Raw genomic sequence first — 25446 nt, 5'->3', positions numbered from 1 at the left:
TCCATATTTTGTTCAAGTATTTATTTCATACTTAGTATAACACCGACCGATATATTAAAAAAGACCAAGAAAAACACAGGCTTGTGTTCATCATTGGACTGTGATGTTTATGATTCATCTAAAAAAGCTTGGATGACTAATTCTTGGTTGATTAAAAGTTGAATTTCTTCTTGTAATTTTGCTGCAGCGTGTTTATCAGATATATAGGTAGCAATAATTGTTGATAGATTTTCCTTGAAGGTTCGACCGTCTTTTCTGAGGACCTTATTCTTCATAAAGTCTGTTATGCGTAAAATATCTTCTGCCTCAAGTATAGGATTTACCTTTAAAACTGGGAAATGACTCTCAAGTTCATCGTTGGTTGTGATTAGTAAATCAACCTGAGTAATATCCTCTACGCTTTTGAACTGCTCAGTTGTAAAGACTGCCCCTATCTGTTCATTTGGAAGATAGAATCGACATTGTTTAAGTAAGAGTTTAGAGACGCCCACTCCTTCATCACACACAATATAAATCTTCTTGGTATTGTTTTGAATCGATGGAGTATACTTTAAAAAACCTCCAACATGAATGGTCAAATAGGCAATCTCATCATCCGTCAATCGAATCTGCCAAGCTTCTTCTAACACTTCTGCACATTTTTTTGTAATTACGAAAAGTTCACTATACTTAGAACGAATCTGCCGAGTTAAAGGATTTTTTGAGAAAATACCATAGTTCTTTCTGAATAATAGCGCCTTACAATGAATCACAAGATTCCTCAATAAGTCTTCTTTCTGTTCAATCTCCATTCTGGTTTGGGATTCAAAATACCAAATAAACTCTTCTAAAGCCATTCTCAAATGCTGAAAATCTTTACTTTCTGCATGGATGTCTCGATCTTTTCGATAGGATAACAAAAGAATAGCTAACAGAGATCTATCTAATTCTGAAAACGAGATGCTAAATGTTTCAAACAAGCGCTCTCCTAGTTTTTTGGATACCTGATATTCAATTCTTTTTCGAATCAATGAAAACTCTTGCTCAATTTCTTGATGTTTATCTTGATTTCGAGTAACGGTATCACACCCTAGTAGAAGATAGGGAAGGACCTGTAACATAAAAGTGACTTCGTGATGGTTTATTTTTTTCCCCAAATCCTGCTCAACCAACGGAACCTGTTTTTTAAGAAATTGATTGACCTCATCGGAAAGAAGCATCTCACCGTCTAATCGCTCTTTGATTTTCTCCTCTAAAATAGCAACAAAAGCTGGATTTTCTTCCATAAAGACATGATAGAGAAGGGATTGAAGATACTGGATTTTATTAAGAGGATGTGCATTTAGATAGTAACCTCGAGATTTACTAACTTGAAGTGTTACTTGATACTGCTCCAAGGTTAGCTGATAACGAATGCTATTTAAGTCATTAAGGACTGTATTTCGAGAGACTTCTGTTAATTCCATGAGTTTTTCAAGAGTGATTCTCTCTTTGGAAATACCAATCAAAAGAAGCATCAGCTGCATCCGCTCGTTGGCACTCATGATATAATCATAAGAATCAACTTCGTCTAATAATTGACGACAAGCTTCTCTTTGTTCCTCGGTTAAGTGGATACCAATCCGAGGCAGACTGATGATATGCAAATTCTCATCATCCAAAGCATCATTGATTTTATCAATGTGATAGTAGATTTTTCTTCGAGATTGAGCTAGATCTTTTGAAATCGTCATAATCGTTTTGGACGTTTCTTGATCCATCAAATATTGAAGCAAGTCACAGCTCGCCTTATCTAAAACCATAATTCATACTCCTCTATTTGTCAATCGCTTCCAAAACAACTTTATAATGGTATCACATTCGTACAGACTTTGCAATTATGTGCTGTAAACTCTTAACAGTGGATACTTACAACTACAAAAGCGAGGCTTGGATCGCAAGGTCCTAGCCTCTTTTCAATTCATTTTCTTATTTCTTTTGACCGTAATAAGCATTTGGTCCATGCTTACGTTGGTAGTGTTTTTCTAGGATGTACTGAGGAGCAGGTTCAACCCTTGGATTGATTTGTTCTGTGAAGCGATTCATCTTTGATACTTCCTCTAGTACAACTGAGTGATAAACAGCATTCTCTGGGTTTTTGCCCCAAGTGAATGGACCGTGATTACGTACGACAATCCCTGGTACTTCAACAGGGTTGAGACCACGACGTTCAAACTCTTCTACGATAACTAGGCCAGTATCTTTTTCATAGGCCACTTCTACTTCATCCTTTGTCAAACTACGGGCGCAAGGAATGGAACCGTAGAAATAATCCGCATGGGTTGTTCCATAGAAAGGAATATCACGACCTGCCTGAGCCCAACCAACAGCTTCAGTCGAATGGGTATGGACCACACTAGCAATCTCTGGCCAAGCCTTATATAACTGCACATGAGTTGGAAGATCAGAAGATGGTCTTAAATCTCCTTCTAGAACCTTGCCATCTAGGTCAGTTACCACCATATTTTCAGGTGTCAATTCGTCATAATCTACACCTGATGGTTTGATAACAATGACACCGAGTTCGCGATTGACTTCCGATACATTCCCCCAGGTAAATTTAACAAGTCCATGTTTTGGCAATGATTGATTGGCATCACAGACTCGTTTACGCATATCATTGATTACTTGATTCATCTTACATCAGACCTGCTTTCTTAATAAGTGGGTAGAGAAAGGCTTGGGCCTCTTGAATGGCTGCGCGTGTTTCTTCTACAGTTTCACAATTTTCAGACCACATTTCGATTAGGAAAGGTCCATTATAATTGGTTTGCTTTAAAATATCGAAAGCTTCTTCCCATTCGACACAACCTTGCCCAAAAGGTACATCTCGGAACTGGCCCTTTGAACTTTCTGTCACTGCATAAGTATCCTTGAGATGGAGAGCTGCGACGGCATGGTGACCGAGATAAAATTCACTGTAGACATCATTATGCCAGGCAGATACATTACCAATATCTGGGTAGACAAAAAGGTAGGGAGAGTCAATCTCTTTCTCTATAGCCAAGTATTTTTCGATGCTATTGATGAAAGGATCATCCATAATTTCAATAGCAAGTACCACCTGAGCTTCTTCAGCCCAGTCACAAGCTTTTCTCAAATTTTTGATAAAACGTTGGCGTGTCTGGGGTGACTTTTCCTCATAGTAAACATCGTAACCAGCTAATTGAATCGTACGAACTCCCAAATCTTGAGCTAATTCGATACATTTTTTCATGAGTTCCAGAGATTTTTCCTCTAGAACTGGATTATTTGATCCCAATGGATAACGACGATGGCCTGAAAAACAGATAGAGGGAATACGAACACCAGTTTCATAGATCGCTTTGACAACTTCCAAGCGCTCTTCCTTGCTCCAGTCAAGTCTTGCTAAGCGCTCATCACGTTCGTCAATAGACATCTCGACAAAATCAAAGCCTAACTCCTTGGCAAAATTTAAACGTTCTAGCCAAGTAAAGTGGGTCGGGGTTGCCTTTTCATAAATTCCAATTGGACGTGTCATGGCTTACCCCCAAATTCGTTTGATTTCATCCTTGAAGGCACGCGCTGCTCCTGCTGGATCCGCAGCCTCTGTAATTCCACGACCTGCGATAAAGGTAAAGACATCAACGCCTTCAAAGAGTTTGAGAGTATCTACATCTAGACCACCTGTTACAGAAACTCGGAAGCCCATGTCAATGAGTTTTTTAACCTTATTAAGGTCTTTTTCACCCCAAGTTTCACCAGCAAGAAGGGCATCACGAGATTGGTGATAGATAGCTTGTGAGATACCTGCATCTAGCCAAAGCTGAGCTTGTTCAAAAGTCCAATCACCATAAAGCTCGATTTGGATTTCTCCTCGGTCTCCACGTTCAGCCTTGATAGCCTTTAGAGCTGCTTCCATAGTAGGGATGGTTGCACAACAGATGCAAGTCATCCAATCTGCTCCACGAACGGCATTATTTTTGGCAACTGTTCCACCAGCATCGGCACATTTTGTGTCTGCCACAATAATCTTATCTGGGAAAAGGCTACGTAAAACTTCAACCAATTCACTTCCAACTTGAAGCAAGCAAACAGTTCCAGCTTCGATAATATCTACTTCGTGACCAACAGAAACAGCTGCTTTAATCGCTCCTTGCAAGTCTGAATGGTCTAATGCAACTTGTAAATTAGGTATTCTTTTTGTCATCTCTTTGTTCCTCTTTCTAACTTTCCAAATCCAATCCTTCAAGATAAGGGCTATCCTTAGATTCTTCGATCATCGCCAAGACATCTTCTTTAGTCTGACAAGCCTGTAAACGTGCGATAGAATCTTCTAATTCAAATAAGGCAATGATTTGTGGAATAGCTACACTTGTGTGAATTTTTGAGCTTGTTGCTGCTAATGCAAGCAAAACAGAGACCTCTTTCCCATCTGAAAATACAACAGGATTTTGTAAGGTGATCAATGAAAAGGCATCTCTTTGCACCCCAGCTTCTGGTCTAGCATGGGGCATAGCCATACCTGGCATTAAAATATAATAAGGCCCATACTCTTCAGTTGATTCGATAATAGCATCGTAATACTCTGGCAAAATTGCCCCACTTTCAATCAAGGGATCTACTGCTACTTTGACTGCTTCTTTCCAATCGTTAGCTTCTAAACCTAGTCGGATCGAGTCATTGTCAATTAAAGCTTGTTTTAAATTCATATCTGCCTCCTTTATTTAAAGAGGGAGAAGGACAGAAACGATAACTCTCAGTTTCTGTCCAGCCCCCTCCAACCTTTTACTGTAGTGCTTGACTGAGTTTTTCAGTGATTTCTTTATCATCCATCAAGTTGTCAAGCCCAATTAACTTCCCATTAGTCCGACCTTCCAATTCTTGGATTAAATGAAGAGAAGCGATTACGATGTCATAGCCTGCTGCTAAACCTTTTGCTTCACCGACACTGCATGAATTGACTGTAAAGTCTGTTTGATTAAGCTTACGGAGGGCATTTTCAACCTTCATCTTGATAACCATAGATGAACCCATTCCATTTCCGCACGCTGCTAATACTTTAACCATTTTATTTCTCCTTTTCTAGACACTAAGCTTCTTCTTGAACTTCACCCTTGTAATATTTCTCTTTATCTTTTGCTTTTGCAAATTGAAGTTGAGGAATAACGAGCAAGAAGAGACATACAAGTACATAACCAACAATACCGAGATATTTGAAGATATAACCAAATCCAAGCCATGGGAATTCAAAGTCGATATTTCCATGGTAACCACCGTAAGATGCTAAGTCGAGAAGGGCTACACAGAGAGCTCCTAGAGCAACTTGGAGGACACCTGAAATGAAGGATAGGATAACGGCTGCTTTCCATCCGCCACGCTTATCAGCATAGACCGCGATGGCTGCATTATCAAAGAACACTGGTACAAATCCTGTAATAATAAGGATAGGGTTTTTAAAGACGATAAGCAAGACAATTGTGATCAATTGACCAATCAAACCAAAGGCAAATCCTGACAAGACCGCGTTTGGAGAACCAAATCCATAAGAAGCTGCAACGTCGACCGCTGGGAATGAACCTGGCAACAATTTGTTTGAAATACCTTGGAAGGCATTTGTCAACTCAGATACGAACATGCGGACACCTTGCATCAAAACAAACAAGTAAACTGAGAAGGTGAAGGCTGTTTGGATAATGTACATAAAGAAATCTTGTTTTGCAGGATTGAATAGAGTTCCTGAAGTGATGACTTCTTTATTAGACATAATATCTGGACCCAAGATTAACAGAATGGCTCCAAAGAATACGAGCATCAAAGTAGCAGATGCAACAACAGTATCATGGAAGATTGAGAGGAACTTAGGCAATTTAAGATTGTCTAGACTTTCTTCTTTCTTACCAAAGCGTCCTGCCACTTTATCTACAAACCAGATTGCAAATTGTTGTTGGTGACCAATCGCAAATCCGCCACCACCAGTCAGACGTTGAGTTGCCTCAACAGTCATATTTGAACTAACTGCCCAGTAAAGGCCACAGATGATACCGATTGCTGCTGTACCATAAGCATTTCGCAATTGTGGGACTAAGAATAGAACCATAAGAGATACAGTCGCAGCTTGTTGTACCATGATGTGACCAGTAATAAAGAGGGTTCTTACTTTCGTAATCTTGCGTAGAGCTACAAGCAAGATATTTACTCCAAAACCGATCAACAGAGCTGTAGTTGCAGTTCCGACAAAATCTGGAAATTCAGCTGCAATTTTGTTGTTTGCTGCAGCAAGTCCAAAGTAAGGGTCGATAACCGCTGCACCAATTTGGAATTTGTAGTTAAGGGCTGCCAAGATTGGACGGAAGGTTGTAACCAAACCACCAGCACCCACGTTGAGCAACATATATCCTACTGTTGCTTTAACGAAACCTGAGAAAACGTCATGAGCAGGTTTTTTCAAAAGTGCATATCCTATCAACACCAATAAACCTACGAAAAATGCGGGATTCTGCAAAATATTGCTAGAAAACCAATTTAGAACACTTGAAATGACTTCCATAATTGTTCTCCTTTTGAATTGTTTTTGTAAGTTTATTATATAATGTGAAAACGGAAACAAAAAGACCAAGAATTACACAGCGGACTGTTCACTCTTGGACTGTATGATTTATGATATTTTACGGCTTATCTTATTTTCTCGTAGCTAGATAAAAGGGAAGAATTGTTTCATAAGATTCCAGTAGAGCTTCTAGGATTTCTTCTTCAGATGAATTTTCGGCCACTGGAACATCCGATTTAACTAAAACTTTGCGAACTTCCTGATGGGAGATTTTTTTCCTTAAAACTCGGCGATTTTCCTCAGTAGCCTCCATCCTTTGACTTTCTCCCTCTGAGTATACTAAATAATAAATTCCTTCTACCACTGGAACTTCTAGGACCTTGGCTTGTTTGCCTAATGTTCGCTCATCCTTCTTACGTTCAATAAAACTCACTTCTAGTGAAACTCCAAAATCAGAAGGGTTTCCATACAAACGAAGGGCCAACATAGGTTCTGACACTTCCCCCTCACGCTGTAGATAGGCCCAGAAATGCGGTCGCAAACGTTGGGCTTGATTCATCCACTGACTCGTCCCTTGAAGGTTCCATTCTGGATGTCCTTCTTGAAAAGCCTTGGCTAAGTGTGTAAAGACCTTTCTAGCCTCCTGCCCCTTACTCCTCAAATAAAGCATTTTTTCAACTTCTTGACCTGCCTTCTCTGGTTTTTGATACTGTAAGCCAGAGAAAGCTAGATATTCTCTCATTGTATTCAACATAAGATCAACCTCCCTTAGATAGCAAAAAATCAGGGTGCCCCTGATTTTGCTTTGATTATTCTGTATCAACCACAACGTAACGATTTGGCTCATCACCTTCTGAATAACTAGTGATACCCTCCATACGTGAAATAATACGATGGATGATTTTACGTTCGCTGCTAGACATTGGATCAGTCACCTGACTACGCCCCTCTTCTAGGACACGTGTAGCTAACTTCTGTGCATAGCTCTGCAAGACTTCTGCACGGTGCTCTACATAATCATTAACATTGATGGTAATATAGAAGGTTCTTGAATAGCGGTTATAAAGATAATTTTGTGCTAAGAGCTGAAGAGATTTCAAAACCTTACCATGGTAACCGATAATACGGCCCGGTTCATTGGTATCAATTTGCATATTGATAGAACGGCGATTTGAGGTACTTGAAATTGCTCCCTCAACATCCATATCATCAATAATACCTTGAACATAGCTGGTCACTTCTTCAACCACCTGGTCAATATCATAGGTCGGTTCAATCTTCAAACCTAGATTTTCTAAATCATCATTCTGCTCGACTTCTTCCTGCTCTTTAGATTCTTCTGGCAGTAAATCTTTTAGAATGGCAATATGACCAGTCTCCTCTAAAATTGTACTAGCCTCTTTCTCATTTTTTAGAATTTCGGCCTTAACCTCTTCAGAGATTCCTTGCCCTTCTTCCTCGATTTTCTTGATTGCTTCAACAACATGACCTAAGTCTACTGTTGCCTCACTAACAGTCTTAACGGGTTCGTTCTTAGCATTAACTTCCTTTGGAACTCCTTTGACTGCTTGCTGATTTGCCTTCACAACAGTTGTCTCACTAATTGCTTCGATATCAACTTGCGCTGGTTTCTTCCCAAAAAGGCCAAAGAAACCTTTTTTCTCCCTTGAGACAACCTTGATATGCGCCTTCATTCTAGGAATCCCCAATTCCTTCAATCCCGTTTGGATCGCTTCCTCAACAGTTGAACCTGTAAATAATACCATTACAAGATTCCTCCTTACTTTTTCTTTTTCTGTGCTTTCTTGAGAGCTTTTCTCTTCTTGATTTCTAAATCCTTCTTAGCCTGTACTCCTGCCTCACGCTCTGCAATAATCTTAAATGGATTGTTGAGCAAATAGGTTTGGAGCACCTGATAAGCATTGGATACCGCCCAGTATAAGGCAACCCCACTTGGTGAATACATGGCAAAGAAGAAAATCATGACTGGCATTGCATACATCATCCCTGTCATGGCGCCATTTTTCTCAACCATGGCCTTATTGGATAACCAGGTGCTAAGGAAAGTAAAGATAGCTGCCAGAATAGGCAAAACAAAAGTCGTATCAACACCACCAAGGTTAATCCATAAGAAATGACCCGTTTTTAGAAATTCTACCCTACTCAAAGCTTGGAACAAGGCCAACAAGACTGGCATTTGGATTAAGATTGGCCAAAGAGAAGCTGACTGTTTGACACCATGTTGCTTGAACAACTGACGCATTTCTTGATCCAACTTGGTACGGCTCTCCATATCCCGTCCCGTATAACGTTCTCGCAACTCCTTAACCAGTGGTTGTACTTCTTGCATCTTTCTAGATGCCACCATTTGTATCTGAAAGACTGGTAAAAGAATGGTTCTGATTAGAAGGGTAAATAAAATAATCCCCAGACCAATACTTGTATCAAATGATAAAAAGCGAATGATTTCAGCAAAAAAATAAACAAATTTACTCCAAAAATCTGTTGATTCAGCTGTAATCTCACTCGGCGTACCACTAGCCGTGCAGGCGCTCATCACAAATAAAGCAAGCACCATTAAGCTAGTCAACTGTAATTTCTTTTTCACTCCCATTTCCTTCCTGGTAAATCTTTGATAACTTTAATACGTGAAGTAGATTTTTTTCCATTTCCGCGTAGTCCAAGATTTCAACACCTTTTCGAGCAATCACAACAAAATCTACAATTTCAACCAGCTGATTTTTATGTTCAATCAGAATATGTCGAATTCTTCTTTTGATCTGATTCCTTGTGACAGCGTTTCCTAATTTTTTACTGACAGATAGGCCAACTCGAAAATGCTGTTCATTATTTTCTAATCGATAAATAACAAATTTACGATTAGCAAAACTCTCACCTTTTTTAAATATTGCACTAAAATCTTTCTCTTTTTTTACACGAAAGCGTTTTTTCAAAATTCAACTCCATCTATTAAAACTACTACTATTATACCATAATTTTTCAAAAAGCCAATCATAGCAAGGTTTTAGCCCATTTTACAGAATAAAAAAACTAGTTTTATCCTTTGAATCATCTTATTTTTGAACAAATTTACAAATTTGAACATGCTACTTTCTCTTGAGATAAAACAAAAGTCACCCTTTGGAGTGACTTTTGTAGGAGATTATTATGAAAAAGTTAGGATTTTAATTAAATAAAGTTAGGAGGTCTTTATTTAATGATAGTAGTATACAGGTCTATCCTTAAATCCAACTTAAACAGATTTCACTTCTTTTTAATTTTTAAAACTATGGATTGGAGCCGGGATTTGCCCTCCACGTGCAATGAAGTCGACAGACGAGGCACCGTTAACTTTCATGACTGGAGCCGTTCCTAGAAGGCCACCAAATTCAATCATATCGCCTTCTTTTCCTTTTGGAATAATACGTACAGCAGTTGTTTTCATATTGATGACTCCGATAGCAGCTTCATCCGCAATCATTGCCGCAATCGTTTCTGCAGGTGTATCTTCAGGAATGGCAATCATATCCAAACCAACTGAACAGATAGCCGTCATAGCTTCTAGTTTTTCCAAATTAAGGGAGCCGTTTTGCACTGCAGCAATCATCCCCTCGTCCTCAGAAACTGGGATGAAAGCACCTGACAAACCACCAACTTGGTTGCAAGCCATAACTCCGCCTTTTTTAACTTGATCGTTCAAGAGAGCCAAGGCAGCAGTCGTTCCATGAGTCCCAACTGTCTCTAGCCCCATTTCTTCAAGGACACGGGCTACAGAATCACCCACTGCTGGAGTTGGAGCCAAACTCAGATCGACAATTCCAAAATCAACTCCAAGTCGCTCACTAGCCATTTGACCAACTAATTGACCAATGCGGGTAATCTTGAAGGCTGTCTTTTTAACAGTTTCAGCAACAACATCAAAGCTCTGACCACGAACCTTTTCCAAGGCACGTTTAACAACACCTGGACCAGAAACACCGACATTGATGATGACATCTGCTTCACCAACCCCATGAAAAGCGCCTGCCATAAAAGGATTGTCCTCTACCGCGTTGGCAAATACAACCAATTTAGCCGCCCCCATATCAGATAAAGAAGCTGTTTCCTGGATAATGCGTCCCATATCCGCTACTGCGGTCATATTGATACCCGATTTAGTCGAACCAATATTTACTGATGAACACACCTTATCCGTTTCTGCCAAAGCACGAGGAATGGAGTTGATAAGGATTTCATCACCTTTTTGATAACCCTTTTGTACCAAGGCTGAAAAACCACCAATGAAGTCAACACCAATTTCTTTCGCAGCTTTATCCAGTGCTTTAGCTAAGACTACATAATCCGTCGCATCGGTAGCAGCACCAATCAAGGAAATTGGAGTTACTGACACACGTTTATTCACAATAGGAATTCCTAACTCAGCCGCAATTTCATCTCCAACAGCCACTAAATTAGCTGCTTTTGTAGTAATCTTTTCATATACTTTGTCTGCAGCACAATTGATATCTGGATCGATACAGTCCAAAAGGGAAATCCCCATGGTAATGGTTCTAATGTCAAAGTTTTGCTCCTCAATCATGGCGATTGTTTCGGTAACTTGTCTAATATCCATAAATACCTCCTAGATATTGTACATAGCATCAAAAATAGCCGCACTTTGAATATTGATTTTGACATTCAAAGTCTGACCAAAAACCTCAAATTCGTTTCTAAGATGTGTAAAATCTTGTTTTTCATCACTAGATACCACAGCCATCATAGTAAAGAATTCATCCAAGACTGTTTGTGAGATATCATCAATATTTAAGCCTAATTCAGCAATTTTTGTCGCAACACCTGCAACAATTCCAGATTTATCTTTACCAACAACAGTAATAATAGCTTTCATGATTAAACTCCATTTCTAACACAGAACGATATCCATTTTGGACAAAAATAAAATGAAAAAGGAGGATAGAGTAACTAAATCACTTAATAGTGAATAATTATCCAAGTTGAAACCCTAAAAAAATCTCTTAGGTGATCTTGTACCAGGCTAATATTTTTTACCAAGTCGCTAGTTTAGAACTTAAAACTGATAATTTATTGGCACATAACCTCTTTATAGAATATTTTTGAAAAAATGAATATTGCTGATTTTCTTTTTCAATAGTATAGCATATTTCTTAATAAAATACTCAAAAACGCCTGCTTACGAAATTGTTCTTAAGTGAAAAACAATTTCGTAAACAAGCGTCTACCTTATCATCTTATGATGAGTGTTCCCGCTAGGACATAAGTCCTAGCGGTAGACCAGAGCTAGACTAAGAGCACAAGACTCCATCATCATAACACTCAACAAAATTGATGATTTTATACTAATTCGATGATCGCCATTGGCGCTGCATCACCACGACGTGGTTCAGTTTTAAGGATACGAGTGTATCCACCGTTACGCTCAGCATAACGAGGTGCGATTTCTGAGAACAATTTTTGAAGTGCTGTAGTAGAAGTGTACTTATCAGTTGCTTCATCATAGTTTTCAGATGCGATTTCATTACGTACGAAAGCAGCTGCTTGACGACGTGCATGCAAATCACCACGTTTACCTAGAGTAATCATTTTTTCAACAGTTTTACGGATTTCTTTAGCACGAGCTTCAGTTGTCACGATTGATTCGTTGATCAAAAGGTCAGTTGTCAAATCGCGAAGCATTGCTTTACGTTGTGAGCTAGTGCGTCCTAGTTTACGGTAAGCCATTTATTCCTCCTTTATTTATCTTTTAATCCAAGACCCAAATCAATGAGTTTGACTTTCACTTCTTCCAAACTCTTGCGTCCAAGATTTCTTACTTTCATCATCTCTGCTTCAGATTTTTCTGTCAAATCATGCACAGTGTTAATACCGGCACGTTTCAAACAGTTATATGAACGTACAGACAAGTCAAGTTCCTCAATCGTACGTTCCAAGATACGGTCGTCCGATTCAGTATCAGCTTCTTTCATCACTTCTGCTGACTTAGCAATCTCTGTAAGATTTGTAAACAAATCAAGGTGCTCGGTCAAGATACGTGCTGAAAGCCCTAAAGCATCTTCTGGAATAATTGTTCCATTAGTCAAGATTTCAAGGGTTAATTTGTCGAAACCATCATTGCTACCTACACGAGCAGGTTCAACTTGATAGTTGACTTTTGTAACTGGTGTATAAATAGAATCTACAGCAAGTGTTCCAACTGGTGCATTATCTTTTTTGTTTTCATCAGCAGGTACATATCCACGACCACTGTTAACAGTCATTGTCGCTTTTAGAGAAGAACCTTCACCGATTGTAAAGAGATAATGATCTGGATTTACAATTTCAATGTCGCTATCTGTCAAGATATCTCCAGCTGTAATTTCAGCAGGACCTTGCACATCTAGTTCAATGATCTTTTCGTCTTTAACGTAAGATTTTACTGCAATACCTTTGATGTTCAGAATGATTTGCATCACGTCTTCGCGAACACCCGGAACTGTATCAAATTCATGCAATACACCTTCGATATTGATAGATGTTACAGCAGCCCCTGGAAGAGAAGCTAGAAGTACACGACGAAGAGAGTTACCAAGTGTTGTACCGTAACCACGTTCAAGCGGTTCGATTACAAACTTGCCATAATCTTTATTTTCATCAATTTTTGTTATATTTGGTTTTTCAAACTCGATCATTTAGTTACTCCCTCTTAAACGAAAAGCAGTGTAAGGTTATGATTATACACGGCGACGTTTTGGAGGACGAGCACCATTGTGTGGCACTGGAGTCACATCACGAATTGCTGTTACTTCAAGACCAGCGGCAGCAAGAGCACGAATAGCTGACTCACGACCAGAACCTGGACCTTTAACAGTAACTTCAACTGACTTAAGACCGTGTTCTTGTGCAGATTTAGCAGCAGCTTCAGAAGCCATTTGAGCAGCAAATGGTGTAGATTTACGAGAACCTTTGAAACCAAGAGCACCAGCTGATGACCAAGCAATTGCATTACCATGCACATCAGTAATCATAACAATAGTGTTATTAAATGTAGCGTGAATATGAGCAATACCAGATTCGATATTCTTTTTCACACGACGTTTACGTGTTGGTTTAGCCAAGACTTTTACCTCCTATATTATTTTTTCTTACCAGCAATCGCAACAGCTTTACCTTTACGAGTGCGAGCGTTGTTTTTAGTGTTTTGTCCACGGACAGGAAGTCCACGACGGTGACGGATACCACGGTATGAACCGATTTCCATCAAACGTTTGATGTTCAAGTTAACTTCACGACGAAGGTCACCTTCAACTTTAATTGCATCCACTTCACGACGGATAGCATCTTCTTGATCTGGTGTAAGATCGCGAACACGTACATCTTCTGAAATTCCAGCAGCTGCCAAGATTTTTTTAGATGTTGGAAGTCCGATACCGTACACATAAGTCAATGAAATTACTACGCGTTTGTCATTTGGAATGTCAACTCCAGCAATACGAGCCATGTTTTCTCCTTTCTATCTTATCCTTGACGTTGTTTGTGTTTTGGATTTGCTGGGCAAATTACCATAACACGACCATTACGACGAATTACTTTACAGTATTCGCAAATTGGTTTGACCGATGGTCTTACTTTCATTTCTTATCCCTCCAAGTTTTTCGATTATTTAAAGCGGTAAGTGATACGTCCACGTGTCAAGTCATATGGACTCATTTCGACAGTAACACGATCTCCCGCTAAAATACGAATATAGTTTTTACGAATTTTACCAGAAACTGTTGCTAAAATCTGATGTCCATTTTCAAGTTCAACCGTAAACATTGCATTCGGCATAGTATCAACTACTTTACCTTCAACTTCAATCACATCGTCTTTTGCCACGCAAAAGTACCTCCATAAATTTCGATTTGATGCCTCTAGACACAGAGACAACAATTATAAGTCAGACTAACTCAGTATAACATTTGTAGAGACATTTTGCAAGCATGAAAAACGCTTTTATTTCAATTTTGTCAATACTTTTTCGATATCTGCAAAGACATCATTGATATCTTTGTTACCTTCGATATCATGTACCAAACCTTTTGCACGATAGTGGGCAATAATTGGTTCACCTTGGGCAATATTAACATCTAAACGACGTTTTACTGTTTCAGGTTTGTCATCTTCACGTTGGTAATAGTCTTCTTCTTTGTAGTCAACTGGTGGGTTGAAAACTTTATGGAAAGTTTCGCCAGTTTCACGGTGAATGATACGACCACTCAAACGTTCCAAAAGACAATCTGGATTTACTTCGATGTTAATAACACCTTCAAGCTCAATCCCTAATTCAGCTAAAGTTTTATCCAAGGCATGAGCTTGCTCAATTGTACGTGGGTATCCGTCCAACAAGAAACCAGTTTCTTTAATGTCATCTTGTGAAAGACGCTCTTTCACGATACCATTTGTAACTTCATCTGGAACCAACTCGCCTTTGTCGATATAAGACTTAGCTAAGACACCCATTTCAGTTTGGTTAGCCATCGCCGCACGGAACATATCACCTGTTGAGATATGAGCAACATGGAATTGTTCAACAATTTTTGCTGCCTGTGTACCCTTACCTGCACCAGGTAAGCCCATAATCAAAAGATTCATGATTCAAACTCCTTTTTTGTTTTTAAATAGAAGCAAAAATTCATTTCAACTCCTATTTAAAAACAAAATAGAAGAGAGGAGATAAAAATCTGACAAGGTCTTTGATTTTTAAACTCCACTCTCTGAGCAATAGTGAATTTTCTTTTCTATTACAATTATTCTGTTGTATTCATGAAACCAACATACTTACGTTTCAATAAATAACCTTCCAATTGTTTAATTCCTTCAATACCTGTTGAGATAATGATCAAAAGACTTGTCCCCCCAAAAGCAACAACTTCTGAAAGACCAAATAAATCCTTAGCTACAATAGGTAAAATAGAAATGACACCTAGGAAGAGGGAACCGACTGTTGCGAGACGACGAAGAAGTTTTGACATATACTCTTCTGTCCCTTTACCAGGACGGACACCGTGGATATAAGCACCGCTCTTTTGCAAATTTTCTGCTGCTTTCTCTGGATTAATCTGTACAAATGTATAGAAGAATGTAAAGAGGATAATCAACAAAGCGTACAAAGCGATACCTGTAGGGGCTGTTGTAGATAGCAACTCCTGAGCACTACGTACCCAGGCCCAATCAAGACCAGATGCACTTACAAATTGTAAAATTGCCGCTGGTGCTGCAGTAATCGAGCTAGCAAAGATAACTGGAATAACTCCTGCAGGGTTAATCTTCAATGGAAGATAGGAACTTGACGGTGCTCCTTGTGCTACCTTAGTATACTGAATTGGTATCTTATATTCAGCTTGTTGAACATAAGTTGTAAAGTAAACAATCAATAAGACTGCTACAATTAAGATAGCAACAAAAATGAGGGATGAAGTCAAGCGACTGCTTGGTACATTGACAAAGTAGTCAACATAAATTCCCTTGATCATATCAGGAATTGAAGCAACAATCCCCGCAAAGATAATCATGGAAACACCATTTCCATAACCCTTATCAGTAATTTGCTCTCCCAACCAAGTTACAATCATACTACCCGCTGTTAGGATTGCTCCAATCACAAGGAAAACTTGTGGTGTTAAAGGAACAGTCAAAAGTTTGGCTCCAGATAAAGCATTAAAACCAGCAGTAATTCCGACAGATTGCACGAATGCAAGAACAAGGGCAATATATCGAGTTGCCTGGTTCAACTTTCTACGACCAACTTCCCCTTGTTTGCCCCACTCTACAAACTTCGGTAATAAATCCATTTGTAAGAGTTGGACAACGATAGAAGCAGTAATGTATGGACTAACACCAAGTGCAAAAACTGAAAAGTTTTTCATGGCATTACCAGACACCAAACTTAACATATTTAGAAAAGATAGACCACTCAAAGCATTCAAGCTATTGGCATTCACCCATGGAACCGTAATGCTAGTCCCGATACGGAAGACAAAGACGATAAAAATTGTAAAAAGAATTTTTGATCGAACTTGCTTGACTTTGAAGGCTTCTCTCAATAATTTAAAAAACATAGGTCACCTCTCTTAGATGACTTCTACTGAACCACCTTTAGCAGTGATAGCTTCTTCAGCTGATTTAGAGAATTTAGCTGCTTTTACAGACAATTTCTTAGTCAACTCACCGTTACCAAGAATCTTGATACCTGATTTTTCAGCTTTAACAATTCCTGATTCGATAAGAACAACTGGAGTTACTTCTGCACCATCTTCAAAGACGTTCAATTGGTCAAGGTTAACAATTGCGTATTCTTTAGCGTTGATGTTAGTGAATCCACGTTTTGGAAGACGACGGAACAATGGAGTTTGTCCACCTTCAAAACCAAGACGTACTCCGCCACCGCTACGAGCTTTTTGACCTTTTTGACCACGACCAGATGTTTTACCGTTACCTGATGAAGTACCACGACCAACACGGTTACGAGTTTTACGAGAACCTTCTGCAGGTTTCAATTCATGAAGTTTCATTATATATTTTCTCCTCTTTTGTAAAATGCTAGCGCCGATAAGAGAGAAAAGGTTGTCTCTCCTATCAACTCGCCTATACGTTTGTCATCAAAGATGACTATATCTAGTTTTAGGGGATGGTATACTGCACATCCCCTAAAATTTAATTAGTTTACTTCTTCAACTGTTACCAAGTGAGATACTGCAGTGATCATACCACGTACTGCTGGGTTATCTTCTTTAATAACAGAGCTGTTCAATTTGCCAAGTCCAAGTGCTACAACAGTTTTACGTTGTGATGGAATGCGTCCGATTGGAGACTTAGTCAAAGTAATTTTAATTTGAGCCATTTTATCCCCTTTCTTATGCCAAATCAGAAACTGAAATACCACGAAGGGCAGCAACTTCTTCAGCGCGTTTCAATTGTTTCAAACCTTCAACAGTTGCGCGAACAATGTTGATTGGAGTATTTGAGCCAAGAGATTTAGATGTAACATCAGCTACACCTGCCAACTCGATAACGGCACGAACAGCACCACCAGCGGCAACCCCTGAACCTTCTACAGCAGGTTTCAACAATACTTTAGCTCCACCGAATTCTGAAATAACTTCGTGTGGGATTGTTGTTCCAACCATAGGAACTTCGATCAAGTTTTTCTTAGCATCTTCTACTGCTTTGCGGATTGCTTCTGGAACTTCTTGAGCTTTACCAGTACCAAATCCTACGCGCCCATTGTGGTCACCAACGACTACAAGAGCTGCAAAACGAAGACGACGTCCACCTTTAACAACTTTAGTAACACGGTTAACAGCAACTACGCGTTCTTCTAATTCAACTGCATTGTCTTTAAATGCCATTTTCTAGTGTCCTCCTATTAGAATTTCAATCCGTTTTCACGAGCTGCATCAGCCAAAGCTTTCACACGTCCGTGATATAGATATCCACCGCGGTCGAACACCACTTCTGAAATACCTTTAGCGTTTGCACGTTCTGCAACGAGTTTACCGACAGCAACGGCTTGTTCAGTTTTTGTTCCTTTTGAAACTTCTTTGTCAAGAGTTGAAGCACTTGCGAGCGTTACACCCGCTACGTCATCAATAACTTGAGCGTAGATGCCTGTATTAGAACGGAATACGTTCAAACGTGGGCGATCAGCAGTTCCAGAGAGTTTTCCGCGAACGCGACGGTGGCGTTTTTGGCGGAGTTTGTTTTTATCTGGTTTAGAAATCACAGTTTTCACCTCTTTAGTTTTAAATCGTGTGCTATGCACAAAGTTGGAAATGATATTGGTGGCTGAAAATCAACCACTCAATATTATTTACCTGTTTTACCTTCTTTAAGACGAACATATTCGCCAACGTAACGGATACCTTTACCTTTGTATGGTTCTGGTGAACGAAGGCTACGTACGTAAGCAGCTGTTTGACCAACTACTTCTTTTGAAATTCCGCTAACAACGATTGTTGTTGGGTTTGGAAGTTCAAAAGTAATTCCTTCTGGAGCTTCAACTTCGTCTGGATGTGATTTACCAACAGCCAAAACAAGTTTGTTTCCTTGAAGTTGAGCACGGTAACCAACCCCACGCATTTCAAGTTGTTTCTTGAATCCTTCTGATACACCAATAACCATGTTGTTCAAAAGAGCACGAGTAGTTCCGTGGATAGTTTTCATTTCTTTTGAATCGTTTGGACGGTGAAGAGTTACTTCAGTACCTTCCACACGAATTTCAATATCTTTTGAGAACTCACGAGTAAGTTCTCCTTTAGGTCCTTTTACAGTTACAACGTTGTCATTGTTAGTGATTTCAACACCAGCAGGCAACACGATAACTTTATTACCAATACGTGACATGTTTTTATTCTCCTGTTAAATTGTCAGGCCATGTTGGCCAGTTTTCACGGGGGTAAATCGATTTCTCGATTTGAAGGAACATTTAGGTTTCAATTTCAAAGTGAATCTAGGCATCGTCTCGCAGAAATAACTTTGGGTTAGGCAACACGATAACGACGAGTCACAAAGAAATTGGGAGTTAAATATTACCAAACGTAAGCGATAACTTCTCCACCAACGTTCTTTTGGCGTGCTTCTTTATCAGTAAGCAAACCTTCAGAAGTTGAAAGGATAGCAATTCCAAGACCGTTAAGTACTTTTGGAAGGTCTTCACGTTTTTTGTAGACACGAAGTCCTGGTTTAGAAACACGTTTCAAGTTTGTGATAACTTTTTCACCGTTTGGTCCGTATTTAAGGAATACACGGATGATGCCTTGTTTGTCATCTTCGATGATTTCTACGTTCTTAACAAAACCTTCGCGTTTAAGGATTTCAGCAATCCCTTTTTTGATGTTTGATGCAGGTACTTCAAGTACTTCGTGTTTTGCTTGGTTAGCGTTACGAATACGAGTTAGGAAGTCTGCGATTGGGTCAGTCATAACCATTTTATTTTTCTCCTCTTACTAGTAGTTTGCAAGTTGCACTTGCTAGTTAATGATTGAGCTGGGCTCAGATAGTATTGACACATTCAAACAAGATAATCTCATTTGAACACGAGCTACAACCTGGGCAAAAAAGATAGATTTGTCTTGGAGTATCGCTCCTGCACCAAATCTCCTATTTTTGCTGGGGTTGTTACGCTCTTTGTATCATGAAATTACCAAGATGCTTTTGTTACACCAGGGATTTGACCTTTATATGCCAATTCACGGAAGCAAACACGGCAAAGTTTAAACTTGCGGTAAACTGAGTGTGGACGTCCACAACGTTCACAGCGAGTGTATGCTTGAGTAGAGAACTTCGCTGGGCGTTTGTTCTTAGCAATCATAGATTTTTTAGCCATTAGTTATACCTCCTATATTATTTTGCAAAAGGCATTCCAAGGCCTGTAAGCAATGCACGTGACTCTTCGTCAGTGTTAGCAGTAGTTACGATAACGATGTCAAGACCACGAGTTTTGTCAACGTCATCAAAGTTGATTTCTGGGAAGATCAATTGTTCTTTCACACCAAGTGTGTAGTTTCCGCGTCCATCAAATGATTTTGTTGGAACACCATGGAAGTCACGCACACGTGGAAGTGAAACTGAAACCAATTTATCCAAGAATTCGTACATACGTTCACCACGAAGGGTAACTTTTGCACCGATCGCAACACCTTCACGAAGACGGAAGCCGGCGATTGATTTTTTAGCTTTAGTGATAAGTGGTTTTTGACCTGAGATAAGCGCCAATTCTTCAGCAGCTTTTTCAAGGCTTTTAGCGTTTGATACAGCTTCACCAACACCCATGTTCAAAACGATCTTATCTACTTTAGGCACAGCCATCACTGATGAGTAGTTGAATTGTTCTGTCAAAGCAGGAACTACTTCATTAAGATATTTTTCTTTTAAACGATTTGCCATTATACTTCTCCTTTCCTTCGTGATTAATCAAGCACTTCGCCTGATTTTTTGTTGTAGCGAACTTTTTTACCGTCTACAAATTTGTAACCAACACGACCAGCTACACCGTTTTTGTCCAAAACTTGAACGTTTGATACGTGGATAGCTGCTTCCTTCTCGATGATACCACCTTGAGGAAGTTCGTTAGTTGGACGTTGGTGTTTCTTAACGATGTTAACACCTTCAACGATAACTTTGTTTACTTTTGGAAGGGCAGTAAGGACAACAGCTTCTGTTCCCTTATCTTTACCAGCGATTACGCGAACTTTGTCGCCTTTTTTTACAAACATTTTTTTCTCCTTTTATTCTTACGCCCAATGGGCACCCTGGCTAAGCCAGGGGACTGTGTTTGTTTGTTTTTGCTCTGTGAAAATTAAAGCAATCCTTCGTCAGTTTCAACTCACCTAACTTAAGTTATGCTTTCGTCTTACTTCCTAGACTTGATTTAATTTTCTTTGAGCAATCAATTAAAGTACTTCTGGAGCAAGTGACACGATCTTCATGAAGCCACCTTCACGCAATTCACGTGCAACTGGGCCAAAGATACGTGTTCCGCGAGGAGTTTTATCTTCACGGATGATAACTGCTGCGTTTTCGTCAAATTTGATGTATGAACCATCAGCACGACGAGCACCTGATTTAGTACGAACGATAACTGCTTTAACAACGTCACCTTTTTTAACCGCACCACCAGGAGTAGCTTGTTTTACAGATGCCACAATAACATCACCGATGTTCGCAAATTTACGTTTAGAACCACCAAGAACTTTGATAGTCAAGATTTCGCGTGCACCGCTGTTGTCTGCGACTTTCAAACGAGTTTCTGTTTGAATCATTTCAGTTTTCTCCTTTCAGGTTTGATTAGATGATAACCGCTTCTTCAACGACTTCTACAAGACGGAAACGTTTTGTAGCTGAAAGCGGACGAGTTTCCATGATACGTACGATATCGCCTTCTTTGGCAACATTGTTTTCATCATGTGCTTTGTATTTTTTAGAGTAGTTAATACGTTTACCATAGACTGGGTGGTTACGTTTTGTTTCAACTACAACTGTGATTGTCTTGTCCATTTTGTCAGATACAACACGTCCAACAAGAACTTTACGATTATTGCGTTCCATTGAAATTTCTCCTTCCCTAGTCTATTATTTCGCTTCAGATTGAACTGTTTTGATACGAGCGATTTGTTTTTTAACTTCTTTCAAGCGAGCTGTTTGTTCTAATTGACCTGTAGCAGCTTGGAAACGAAGTTCAAACAATTCTTTTTTCAATTCGTTTTCGCGCTTCGCGAGTTCTTCTTGAGAAAGACCACGAAGTTCTTTAACAAATTCTTTTACTTCATTAAGTTTCATGCCTTCTCCTTATTCTGCTTCACGTTTTACGAATTTACATTTAACTGGCAATTTGTGGCTTGCAAGACGAAGCGCTTCGCGAGCGATCTCTTCAGATACACCAGCAACTTCAAACATTACTTTACCACGTTTAACTGGTGCTACCCAACCTTCAGGTGCCCCTTTACCAGATCCCATACGAACCCCGATAGCTTTAGCTGTGTATGATTTGTGTGGGAAGATTTTAATCCAAACTTTACCACCACGTTTCATGTAACGAGTCATGGCGATACGAGCAGCTTCGATTTGGCGGTTAGTGATCCAGTGGCTAGTTGTAGCTTGAAGACCGTATTCACCGAATGCTACTTCTTTTCCACCTTTAGCTTCACCGCGCATTTTACCACGGAATTCACGACGGTGTTTAACACGTTTAGGTACTAACATTGGTTATTTACCTCCTTTAGTGTTTTTACGAGCTGGAAGAACTTCACCACGGTAGATCCATACTTTAACACCAAGTTTACCGTATGTAGTGTCTGCTTCTTCCCAAGCGTAATCGATATCTGCACGAAGTGTGTGAAGTGGAACAGTTCCTTCAGAGTATCCTTCAGCACGGGCGATATCTGCACCGTTCAAACGACCTGATACTTGAGTTTTGATTCCTTTAGCTCCAGCACGCATAGCACGTTGGATTGCTTGTTTTTGTGCACGACGGAAAGCAACACGTTGCTCCAATTGACGAGCAATTCCTTCACCAACAAGGTGAGCATCCAAATCAGGTTGTTTGATTTCGATGATGTTGATGTGTACTTGTTTTCCAGTCAATTTGTTAAGTTTAGCACGGAGTGCATCAACGTTAGCACCACCTTTACCGATAACCATACCTGGTTTAGCAGTGTGAAGTGAAACGTTAACTTTGTTTACTGCGCGTTCAATTTCAATAGTTGAAACAGCTGCGTCAGCAAGTTCTTTTTGAACGAATTTACGGATTGCAAGATCTTCATGAAGGTAATCCGCGTATTCTTTTTCAGCATACCATTTGGCATCCCAATCACGGATGATGCCGACACGCATACCAATTGGATGTACTTTTTGACCCACGATTTTACCTCCTTATTTTTCTGCAACAGCTACAGTGATGTGAGCTGTACGTTTGTTGATTGGTGAAGCTGAACCTTTCGCACGTGGACGGAAACGTTTCATAGTTGGTCCTTCGTTTGCGAATGCTTCAGATACTACCAAGTTAGCTTTATCCAAACCAAAGTTGTTTTCAGCGTTAGCTACAGCTGAGTTCAAAACTTTCAAGATGATTTCAGCAGCTTTGTTTGGAGTGAATGTCAAAATTGCGATTGCATCGGCTACGCTTTTACCACGGATGTTGTCAAGAACAAGACGTGATTTACGAGGTGAAACACGTACTGTGCGAGCCATTGCTTTAGCTGAAGTAATTTCTGCCATTTATGTTCTCCTTATTTTCTACGTGTCTTCTTGTCGTCTGCGGCGTGACCTTTGTAAGTACGAGTTGGTGCGAATTCACCAAGTTTGTGACCTACCATGTCTTCTTGGATGTAAACAGGTACGTGTTTACGTCCATCATAAACTGCGATTGTGTAACCAATGAAACTTGGGAAGATCGTTGAACGACGTGACCAAGTTTTGATAACTTTTTTCTTTTCGTCGTTAGCTTGAGCTTCAACTTTTTTCATCAAATGCTCATCGACGAAAGGTCCTTTTTTAAGACTGCGTCCCATTTTTATATTTTCTCCTTTAAATGTTGTACCACAGCGGCTTGCGCTCACAAGGAGCGCTACCGAGCTGGCGGAATTTCCTAGTTGCTTAAGCGACTAGTTTTAAATTATTTCTCGTTGCGACGACGAACGATAAGTTTGTCAGATTTCGCTTTCTTGTTACGAGTTTTAAGACCAAGAGCAGGTTTGCCCCATGGAGTAGATGGTGCTTTACGACCAACTGGTGCTTTACCTTCACCACCACCGTGTGGGTGATCGTTAGGGTTCATTACAGAACCACGAACTGTTGGGCGGATACCTTTCCAACGGCTACGTCCTGCTTTACCAAGGTTTACAAGTCCATGTTGTTCGTTTCCGACAACACCAACTGTAGCACGACAAGTTCCAAGAATCATACGAACTTCACCTGATTGAAGACGAACAAGAACGTATTTACCTTCTTGTCCCAATACTTGAGCAGAAGCTCCAGCAGCACGAACCAATTCACCACCACGACCTGGTTTCAACTCAATGTTGTGGACCAAAGTACCAACTGGGATGTTAGCAAGTGGAAGAGCGTTACCTACTTTGATATCTGCTTCAGGACCTGAAACGATACGTTGTCCAACTTCAAGACCTTTTGGAGCGATGATGTATGCTTTCACACCGTCAGTGTAGTGTACAAGAGCGATGTTTGCAGAACGGTTTGGATCGTACTCGATAGTTTTAACAACTGCTTCAACGTTATCTTTGTTACGTTTAAAGTCAACCAAACGGTAGAAACGTTTGTGTCCACCACCTTGGTGACGAACTGTGATACGACCGTTGTTGTTACGACCAGCCTTGTTCTTCAAAGCAACAAGCAAAGTTTTTTCTGGTGTGCTTGTTGTGATTTCAGCGAAATCCAAAGAAGTCATATTACGGCGACCGTTTGTTGTTGGTTTATAAACACGAATTCCCACGATATTTCCTCCTTAGATTATTCAGCTTCAGCAGCAAACAACTCGATTGCTTTTGAATCAGCTGTAAGAGTGATGATAGCTTTTTTAGTTTTGTTAGTAAAACCAGTGTAACGTCCAACACGTTTAGCTTTAGGTTTTACGTTGATTGTGTTAACATTTGCAACTTTAACACCTTCAAAAGCAGCTTCAACAGCTTGCTTGATCAAAAGTTTGTGTGCACGAGTGTCAACTTCAAATACATATTTTCCTGCTTCAAGTTGAGCCATTGAGCTTTCAGTGATAACAGGTTTTTTGATAACATCATACAAATTCATTATGCAAGAACCTCCTCGATTTTAGAGATAGCTGCTTGAGTAACAAGAAGTTTGTCACTATTTGCGATGTCAAGAACACTTGCAGTTGTAGCAGTCGCAACTTTCACGTTTGGAAGGTTACGAGCTGAAAGAGCTGCGAATTCGTTTCCTTCTTCAAGAATAACAAGGACTTTAGAATCGATGCTCAAAGCTGCAAGAACTTTTGCAAATTCAGCAGTTTTTGGAGCTGTAAATTCAAGAGAATCAACGGCTACAAATTTGTTTTCAGCAACTTTTTCTGAGTAAACAGATTTTAGTGCAAGGCGACGAACTTTTTGAGGAAGTTTGTACGCATAGCTACGTGGAGTTGGTCCGAAGACGATTCCACCACCACGCCATTGTGGAGAGCGGATAGAACCTTGACGAGCACGTCCAGTTCCTTTTTGACGCCATGGTTTGCGTCCGCCACCTGAAACGGCTGAACGGTTTTTAACAGCGTGAGTTCCTTGACGAAGGCTAGCACGTTGGCTGATGATGACATCAAACACAACAGATTGGTTTGGTTCGATACCAAAGATTGCATCGTTAAGAACAACTTCGCCCGCTTGTTTACCAGTTTGGTCGAATAATGTTACATTTGCCAT

The 25446-nt window shown here is 39.8% G+C and carries 40 protein-coding genes; all 40 read right to left on the bottom strand.

The features are described 5' to 3' along the window. Nucleotides 1-107: 107 nt before the first annotated feature. On the bottom strand, nt 108-1781 hold the full coding sequence (locus tag QM928_RS04270; protein ID WP_414294582.1) for a BglG family transcription antiterminator: 1674 nt from the start codon (nt 1779-1781) through the stop codon (nt 108-110). 166 nt (nt 1782-1947) lie between these two features. After that, nucleotides 1948-2655, bottom strand: coding sequence for an L-ribulose-5-phosphate 4-epimerase (locus QM928_RS04265; RefSeq protein WP_075230987.1), 708 nt, complete (start codon nt 2653-2655; stop codon nt 1948-1950). A gap of 1 nt (nt 2656) precedes the next feature. Next, nucleotides 2657-3520, bottom strand: a complete 864-nt coding sequence (locus tag QM928_RS04260) for an L-ribulose-5-phosphate 3-epimerase (RefSeq protein ID WP_414294581.1) — start codon at nt 3518-3520, stop codon at nt 2657-2659. 3 nt (nt 3521-3523) lie between these two features. Continuing rightward, complete coding sequence (locus QM928_RS04255) at nt 3524-4189, bottom strand: 3-keto-L-gulonate-6-phosphate decarboxylase UlaD (protein WP_061863926.1); 666 nt, start codon at nt 4187-4189, stop codon at nt 3524-3526. Between the two features lie 16 nt (nt 4190-4205). Next, on the bottom strand, nt 4206-4691 hold the full coding sequence (locus QM928_RS04250) for a PTS sugar transporter subunit IIA (protein WP_061863925.1): 486 nt from the start codon (nt 4689-4691) through the stop codon (nt 4206-4208). Between the two features lie 76 nt (nt 4692-4767). Next, a complete protein-coding gene (locus QM928_RS04245; RefSeq protein ID WP_000241466.1) occupies nt 4768-5049 on the bottom strand; it encodes a PTS sugar transporter subunit IIB in 282 nt (93 codons plus the stop codon). Between the two features lie 22 nt (nt 5050-5071). Continuing rightward, on the bottom strand, nt 5072-6529 hold the full coding sequence (locus QM928_RS04240; RefSeq protein ID WP_049548841.1) for a PTS ascorbate transporter subunit IIC: 1458 nt from the start codon (nt 6527-6529) through the stop codon (nt 5072-5074). A gap of 130 nt (nt 6530-6659) precedes the next feature. Continuing rightward, nucleotides 6660-7283 (bottom strand): HI_0552 family protein, encoded by a 624-nt coding sequence (locus QM928_RS04235; protein ID WP_315640102.1) that lies wholly within the window; start codon nt 7281-7283, stop codon nt 6660-6662. Nucleotides 7284-7338: 55 nt separating this feature from the next. After that, complete coding sequence (gene jag, locus QM928_RS04230; protein ID WP_315640103.1) at nt 7339-8295, bottom strand: RNA-binding cell elongation regulator Jag/EloR; 957 nt, start codon at nt 8293-8295, stop codon at nt 7339-7341. Between the two features lie 14 nt (nt 8296-8309). Next, the gene (locus tag QM928_RS04225) at nt 8310-9137 is read right to left on the bottom strand and encodes a YidC/Oxa1 family membrane protein insertase (protein WP_414294580.1); all 828 of its coding nucleotides are present in this window, start codon (nt 9135-9137) and stop codon (nt 8310-8312) included. Further along, nucleotides 9112-9483, bottom strand: a complete 372-nt coding sequence (rnpA, locus tag QM928_RS04220) for a ribonuclease P protein component (protein ID WP_414294579.1) — start codon at nt 9481-9483, stop codon at nt 9112-9114. Before rnpA ends, QM928_RS04225 begins: the two co-directional genes overlap by 26 nt. Nucleotides 9484-9803: 320 nt before the next feature. Further along, nucleotides 9804-11141: a PFL family protein gene (locus QM928_RS04215; RefSeq protein ID WP_414294578.1), complete on the bottom strand. Its 1338-nt coding sequence runs from the start codon at nt 11139-11141 to the stop codon at nt 9804-9806. A 9-nt stretch (nt 11142-11150) separates the two neighbouring features. Continuing rightward, on the bottom strand, nt 11151-11417 hold the full coding sequence (locus QM928_RS04210; RefSeq protein ID WP_000644115.1) for an ACT domain-containing protein: 267 nt from the start codon (nt 11415-11417) through the stop codon (nt 11151-11153). A gap of 464 nt (nt 11418-11881) precedes the next feature. Further along, nucleotides 11882-12268: a 50S ribosomal protein L17 gene (gene rplQ, locus QM928_RS04205; RefSeq protein ID WP_000331493.1), complete on the bottom strand. Its 387-nt coding sequence runs from the start codon at nt 12266-12268 to the stop codon at nt 11882-11884. Between the two features lie 11 nt (nt 12269-12279). Continuing rightward, nucleotides 12280-13215, bottom strand: a complete 936-nt coding sequence (locus QM928_RS04200) for a DNA-directed RNA polymerase subunit alpha (protein ID WP_000568996.1) — start codon at nt 13213-13215, stop codon at nt 12280-12282. A 42-nt stretch (nt 13216-13257) separates the two neighbouring features. Continuing rightward, nucleotides 13258-13641, bottom strand: coding sequence for a 30S ribosomal protein S11 (gene rpsK / locus QM928_RS04195; RefSeq protein ID WP_001118385.1), 384 nt, complete (start codon nt 13639-13641; stop codon nt 13258-13260). 17 nt (nt 13642-13658) lie between these two features. Further along, nucleotides 13659-14024, bottom strand: a complete 366-nt coding sequence (gene rpsM / locus QM928_RS04190; RefSeq protein ID WP_000090783.1) for a 30S ribosomal protein S13 — start codon at nt 14022-14024, stop codon at nt 13659-13661. A gap of 17 nt (nt 14025-14041) precedes the next feature. Continuing rightward, nucleotides 14042-14158 (bottom strand): 50S ribosomal protein L36, encoded by a 117-nt coding sequence (gene rpmJ, locus QM928_RS04185; RefSeq protein WP_001808836.1) that lies wholly within the window; start codon nt 14156-14158, stop codon nt 14042-14044. Between the two features lie 24 nt (nt 14159-14182). After that, on the bottom strand, nt 14183-14401 hold the full coding sequence (gene infA / locus QM928_RS04180; protein WP_001029883.1) for a translation initiation factor IF-1: 219 nt from the start codon (nt 14399-14401) through the stop codon (nt 14183-14185). A 117-nt stretch (nt 14402-14518) separates the two neighbouring features. Further along, nucleotides 14519-15157, bottom strand: a complete 639-nt coding sequence (locus QM928_RS04175) for an adenylate kinase (protein WP_153224690.1) — start codon at nt 15155-15157, stop codon at nt 14519-14521. A gap of 155 nt (nt 15158-15312) precedes the next feature. Next, nucleotides 15313-16623 carry a preprotein translocase subunit SecY gene (secY, locus tag QM928_RS04170; RefSeq protein WP_075230994.1) on the bottom strand — a complete coding sequence of 437 codons (1311 nt, stop codon included), beginning with the start codon at nt 16621-16623 and terminating at the stop codon, nt 15313-15315. A gap of 12 nt (nt 16624-16635) precedes the next feature. Continuing rightward, nucleotides 16636-17076, bottom strand: a complete 441-nt coding sequence (gene rplO / locus QM928_RS04165; protein ID WP_000766079.1) for a 50S ribosomal protein L15 — start codon at nt 17074-17076, stop codon at nt 16636-16638. Between the two features lie 146 nt (nt 17077-17222). Beyond that, nucleotides 17223-17405, bottom strand: a complete 183-nt coding sequence (gene rpmD / locus QM928_RS04160) for a 50S ribosomal protein L30 (protein ID WP_000057243.1) — start codon at nt 17403-17405, stop codon at nt 17223-17225. A 13-nt stretch (nt 17406-17418) separates the two neighbouring features. Beyond that, entirely contained in the window at nt 17419-17913 is a 495-nt protein-coding gene (gene rpsE / locus QM928_RS04155; RefSeq protein WP_000874203.1) for a 30S ribosomal protein S5, read from the bottom strand. Nucleotides 17914-17930: 17 nt separating this feature from the next. Next, nucleotides 17931-18287: a 50S ribosomal protein L18 gene (gene rplR / locus QM928_RS04150; RefSeq protein WP_000624044.1), complete on the bottom strand. Its 357-nt coding sequence runs from the start codon at nt 18285-18287 to the stop codon at nt 17931-17933. Between the two features lie 83 nt (nt 18288-18370). Continuing rightward, nucleotides 18371-18907 (bottom strand): 50S ribosomal protein L6, encoded by a 537-nt coding sequence (gene rplF / locus QM928_RS04145; protein ID WP_153224689.1) that lies wholly within the window; start codon nt 18905-18907, stop codon nt 18371-18373. Nucleotides 18908-19092: 185 nt separating this feature from the next. Continuing rightward, the gene (gene rpsH / locus QM928_RS04140) at nt 19093-19491 is read right to left on the bottom strand and encodes a 30S ribosomal protein S8 (protein ID WP_000245504.1); all 399 of its coding nucleotides are present in this window, start codon (nt 19489-19491) and stop codon (nt 19093-19095) included. A 212-nt stretch (nt 19492-19703) separates the two neighbouring features. Next, nucleotides 19704-19889 (bottom strand): type Z 30S ribosomal protein S14, encoded by a 186-nt coding sequence (locus QM928_RS04135; RefSeq protein WP_001085699.1) that lies wholly within the window; start codon nt 19887-19889, stop codon nt 19704-19706. A 17-nt stretch (nt 19890-19906) separates the two neighbouring features. Continuing rightward, nucleotides 19907-20449, bottom strand: a complete 543-nt coding sequence (gene rplE, locus QM928_RS04130) for a 50S ribosomal protein L5 (protein ID WP_000013542.1) — start codon at nt 20447-20449, stop codon at nt 19907-19909. A 23-nt stretch (nt 20450-20472) separates the two neighbouring features. Then, a complete protein-coding gene (gene rplX / locus QM928_RS04125; RefSeq protein WP_000497691.1) occupies nt 20473-20778 on the bottom strand; it encodes a 50S ribosomal protein L24 in 306 nt (101 codons plus the stop codon). A 177-nt stretch (nt 20779-20955) separates the two neighbouring features. Beyond that, the gene (rplN, locus tag QM928_RS04120; protein WP_000616548.1) at nt 20956-21324 is read right to left on the bottom strand and encodes a 50S ribosomal protein L14; all 369 of its coding nucleotides are present in this window, start codon (nt 21322-21324) and stop codon (nt 20956-20958) included. A 25-nt stretch (nt 21325-21349) separates the two neighbouring features. Continuing rightward, entirely contained in the window at nt 21350-21610 is a 261-nt protein-coding gene (gene rpsQ, locus QM928_RS04115; protein ID WP_000440801.1) for a 30S ribosomal protein S17, read from the bottom strand. Between the two features lie 24 nt (nt 21611-21634). Further along, nucleotides 21635-21841, bottom strand: a complete 207-nt coding sequence (gene rpmC, locus QM928_RS04110; RefSeq protein ID WP_000772918.1) for a 50S ribosomal protein L29 — start codon at nt 21839-21841, stop codon at nt 21635-21637. Between the two features lie 9 nt (nt 21842-21850). After that, the gene (gene rplP / locus QM928_RS04105; RefSeq protein ID WP_000960948.1) at nt 21851-22264 is read right to left on the bottom strand and encodes a 50S ribosomal protein L16; all 414 of its coding nucleotides are present in this window, start codon (nt 22262-22264) and stop codon (nt 21851-21853) included. Nucleotides 22265-22267: 3 nt separating this feature from the next. Further along, nucleotides 22268-22921, bottom strand: a complete 654-nt coding sequence (gene rpsC / locus QM928_RS04100) for a 30S ribosomal protein S3 (RefSeq protein WP_000529936.1) — start codon at nt 22919-22921, stop codon at nt 22268-22270. A 12-nt stretch (nt 22922-22933) separates the two neighbouring features. Beyond that, nucleotides 22934-23278 (bottom strand): 50S ribosomal protein L22, encoded by a 345-nt coding sequence (rplV, locus tag QM928_RS04095; RefSeq protein ID WP_000818137.1) that lies wholly within the window; start codon nt 23276-23278, stop codon nt 22934-22936. Between the two features lie 11 nt (nt 23279-23289). Beyond that, a complete protein-coding gene (gene rpsS / locus QM928_RS04090) occupies nt 23290-23571 on the bottom strand; it encodes a 30S ribosomal protein S19 (protein WP_000533766.1) in 282 nt (93 codons plus the stop codon). Nucleotides 23572-23675: 104 nt separating this feature from the next. Beyond that, nucleotides 23676-24509, bottom strand: a complete 834-nt coding sequence (gene rplB / locus QM928_RS04085) for a 50S ribosomal protein L2 (protein WP_000512914.1) — start codon at nt 24507-24509, stop codon at nt 23676-23678. Between the two features lie 17 nt (nt 24510-24526). Then, entirely contained in the window at nt 24527-24823 is a 297-nt protein-coding gene (locus QM928_RS04080) for a 50S ribosomal protein L23 (RefSeq protein ID WP_001055347.1), read from the bottom strand. After that, nucleotides 24823-25446: a 50S ribosomal protein L4 gene (rplD, locus tag QM928_RS04075; RefSeq protein WP_000024549.1), complete on the bottom strand. Its 624-nt coding sequence runs from the start codon at nt 25444-25446 to the stop codon at nt 24823-24825. The genes QM928_RS04080 and rplD overlap by 1 nt, the downstream gene beginning before the upstream one ends.

It is taken from the genome of Streptococcus infantis (assembly GCF_047460405.1).
GTDB lineage: Bacteria > Bacillota > Bacilli > Lactobacillales > Streptococcaceae > Streptococcus > Streptococcus infantis_Q.
The sequence above is the reverse complement of the archived record's forward strand: the minus strand, read 5'-3'. Positions and strand labels throughout refer to the sequence as shown.

What these genes read in the sequence shown, in the direction of transcription:
- QM928_RS04270 (WP_414294582.1), bottom strand. Translation starts at nt 1,781, where the DNA reads ATGGTTTTAGATAAGGCGAGCTGTGACTTGCTTCAATATTTGATGGAT.
- QM928_RS04265 (WP_075230987.1), bottom strand. Translation starts at nt 2,655, where the DNA reads ATGAATCAAGTAATCAATGATATGCGTAAACGAGTCTGTGATGCCAAT.
- QM928_RS04260 (WP_414294581.1), bottom strand. Translation starts at nt 3,520, where the DNA reads ATGACACGTCCAATTGGAATTTATGAAAAGGCAACCCCGACCCACTTT.
- QM928_RS04255 (WP_061863926.1), bottom strand. Translation starts at nt 4,189, where the DNA reads ATGACAAAAAGAATACCTAATTTACAAGTTGCATTAGACCATTCAGAC.
- QM928_RS04250 (WP_061863925.1), bottom strand. Translation starts at nt 4,691, where the DNA reads ATGAATTTAAAACAAGCTTTAATTGACAATGACTCGATCCGACTAGGT.
- QM928_RS04245 (WP_000241466.1), bottom strand. Translation starts at nt 5,049, where the DNA reads ATGGTTAAAGTATTAGCAGCGTGCGGAAATGGAATGGGTTCATCTATG.
- QM928_RS04240 (WP_049548841.1), bottom strand. Translation starts at nt 6,529, where the DNA reads ATGGAAGTCATTTCAAGTGTTCTAAATTGGTTTTCTAGCAATATTTTG.
- QM928_RS04235 (WP_315640102.1), bottom strand. Translation starts at nt 7,283, where the DNA reads ATGTTGAATACAATGAGAGAATATCTAGCTTTCTCTGGCTTACAGTAT.
- jag (WP_315640103.1), bottom strand. Translation starts at nt 8,295, where the DNA reads ATGGTATTATTTACAGGTTCAACTGTTGAGGAAGCGATCCAAACGGGA.
- QM928_RS04215 (WP_414294578.1), bottom strand. Translation starts at nt 11,141, where the DNA reads ATGGATATTAGACAAGTTACCGAAACAATCGCCATGATTGAGGAGCAA.
- QM928_RS04210 (WP_000644115.1), bottom strand. Translation starts at nt 11,417, where the DNA reads ATGAAAGCTATTATTACTGTTGTTGGTAAAGATAAATCTGGAATTGTT.
- rplQ (WP_000331493.1), bottom strand. Translation starts at nt 12,268, where the DNA reads ATGGCTTACCGTAAACTAGGACGCACTAGCTCACAACGTAAAGCAATG.
- QM928_RS04200 (WP_000568996.1), bottom strand. Translation starts at nt 13,215, where the DNA reads ATGATCGAGTTTGAAAAACCAAATATAACAAAAATTGATGAAAATAAA.
- rpsM (WP_000090783.1), bottom strand. Translation starts at nt 14,024, where the DNA reads ATGGCTCGTATTGCTGGAGTTGACATTCCAAATGACAAACGCGTAGTA.
- rpmJ (WP_001808836.1), bottom strand. Translation starts at nt 14,158, where the DNA reads ATGAAAGTAAGACCATCGGTCAAACCAATTTGCGAATACTGTAAAGTA.
- QM928_RS04175 (WP_153224690.1), bottom strand. Translation starts at nt 15,157, where the DNA reads ATGAATCTTTTGATTATGGGCTTACCTGGTGCAGGTAAGGGTACACAG.
- secY (WP_075230994.1), bottom strand. Translation starts at nt 16,623, where the DNA reads ATGTTTTTTAAATTATTGAGAGAAGCCTTCAAAGTCAAGCAAGTTCGA.
- rplO (WP_000766079.1), bottom strand. Translation starts at nt 17,076, where the DNA reads ATGAAACTTCATGAATTGAAACCTGCAGAAGGTTCTCGTAAAACTCGT.
- rpmD (WP_000057243.1), bottom strand. Translation starts at nt 17,405, where the DNA reads ATGGCTCAAATTAAAATTACTTTGACTAAGTCTCCAATCGGACGCATT.
- rpsE (WP_000874203.1), bottom strand. Translation starts at nt 17,913, where the DNA reads ATGGCATTTAAAGACAATGCAGTTGAATTAGAAGAACGCGTAGTTGCT.
- rplF (WP_153224689.1), bottom strand. Translation starts at nt 18,907, where the DNA reads ATGTCACGTATTGGTAATAAAGTTATCGTGTTGCCTGCTGGTGTTGAA.
- rpsH (WP_000245504.1), bottom strand. Translation starts at nt 19,491, where the DNA reads ATGGTTATGACTGACCCAATCGCAGACTTCCTAACTCGTATTCGTAAC.
- QM928_RS04135 (WP_001085699.1), bottom strand. Translation starts at nt 19,889, where the DNA reads ATGGCTAAAAAATCTATGATTGCTAAGAACAAACGCCCAGCGAAGTTC.
- rplE (WP_000013542.1), bottom strand. Translation starts at nt 20,449, where the DNA reads ATGGCAAATCGTTTAAAAGAAAAATATCTTAATGAAGTAGTTCCTGCT.
- rplX (WP_000497691.1), bottom strand. Translation starts at nt 20,778, where the DNA reads ATGTTTGTAAAAAAAGGCGACAAAGTTCGCGTAATCGCTGGTAAAGAT.
- rplN (WP_000616548.1), bottom strand. Translation starts at nt 21,324, where the DNA reads ATGATTCAAACAGAAACTCGTTTGAAAGTCGCAGACAACAGCGGTGCA.
- rpsQ (WP_000440801.1), bottom strand. Translation starts at nt 21,610, where the DNA reads ATGGAACGCAATAATCGTAAAGTTCTTGTTGGACGTGTTGTATCTGAC.
- rpmC (WP_000772918.1), bottom strand. Translation starts at nt 21,841, where the DNA reads ATGAAACTTAATGAAGTAAAAGAATTTGTTAAAGAACTTCGTGGTCTT.
- rplP (WP_000960948.1), bottom strand. Translation starts at nt 22,264, where the DNA reads ATGTTAGTACCTAAACGTGTTAAACACCGTCGTGAATTCCGTGGTAAA.
- rplV (WP_000818137.1), bottom strand. Translation starts at nt 23,278, where the DNA reads ATGGCAGAAATTACTTCAGCTAAAGCAATGGCTCGCACAGTACGTGTT.
- rpsS (WP_000533766.1), bottom strand. Translation starts at nt 23,571, where the DNA reads ATGGGACGCAGTCTTAAAAAAGGACCTTTCGTCGATGAGCATTTGATG.
- QM928_RS04080 (WP_001055347.1), bottom strand. Translation starts at nt 24,823, where the DNA reads ATGAATTTGTATGATGTTATCAAAAAACCTGTTATCACTGAAAGCTCA.
- rplD (WP_000024549.1), bottom strand. Translation starts at nt 25,446, where the DNA reads ATGGCAAATGTAACATTATTCGACCAAACTGGTAAACAAGCGGGCGAA.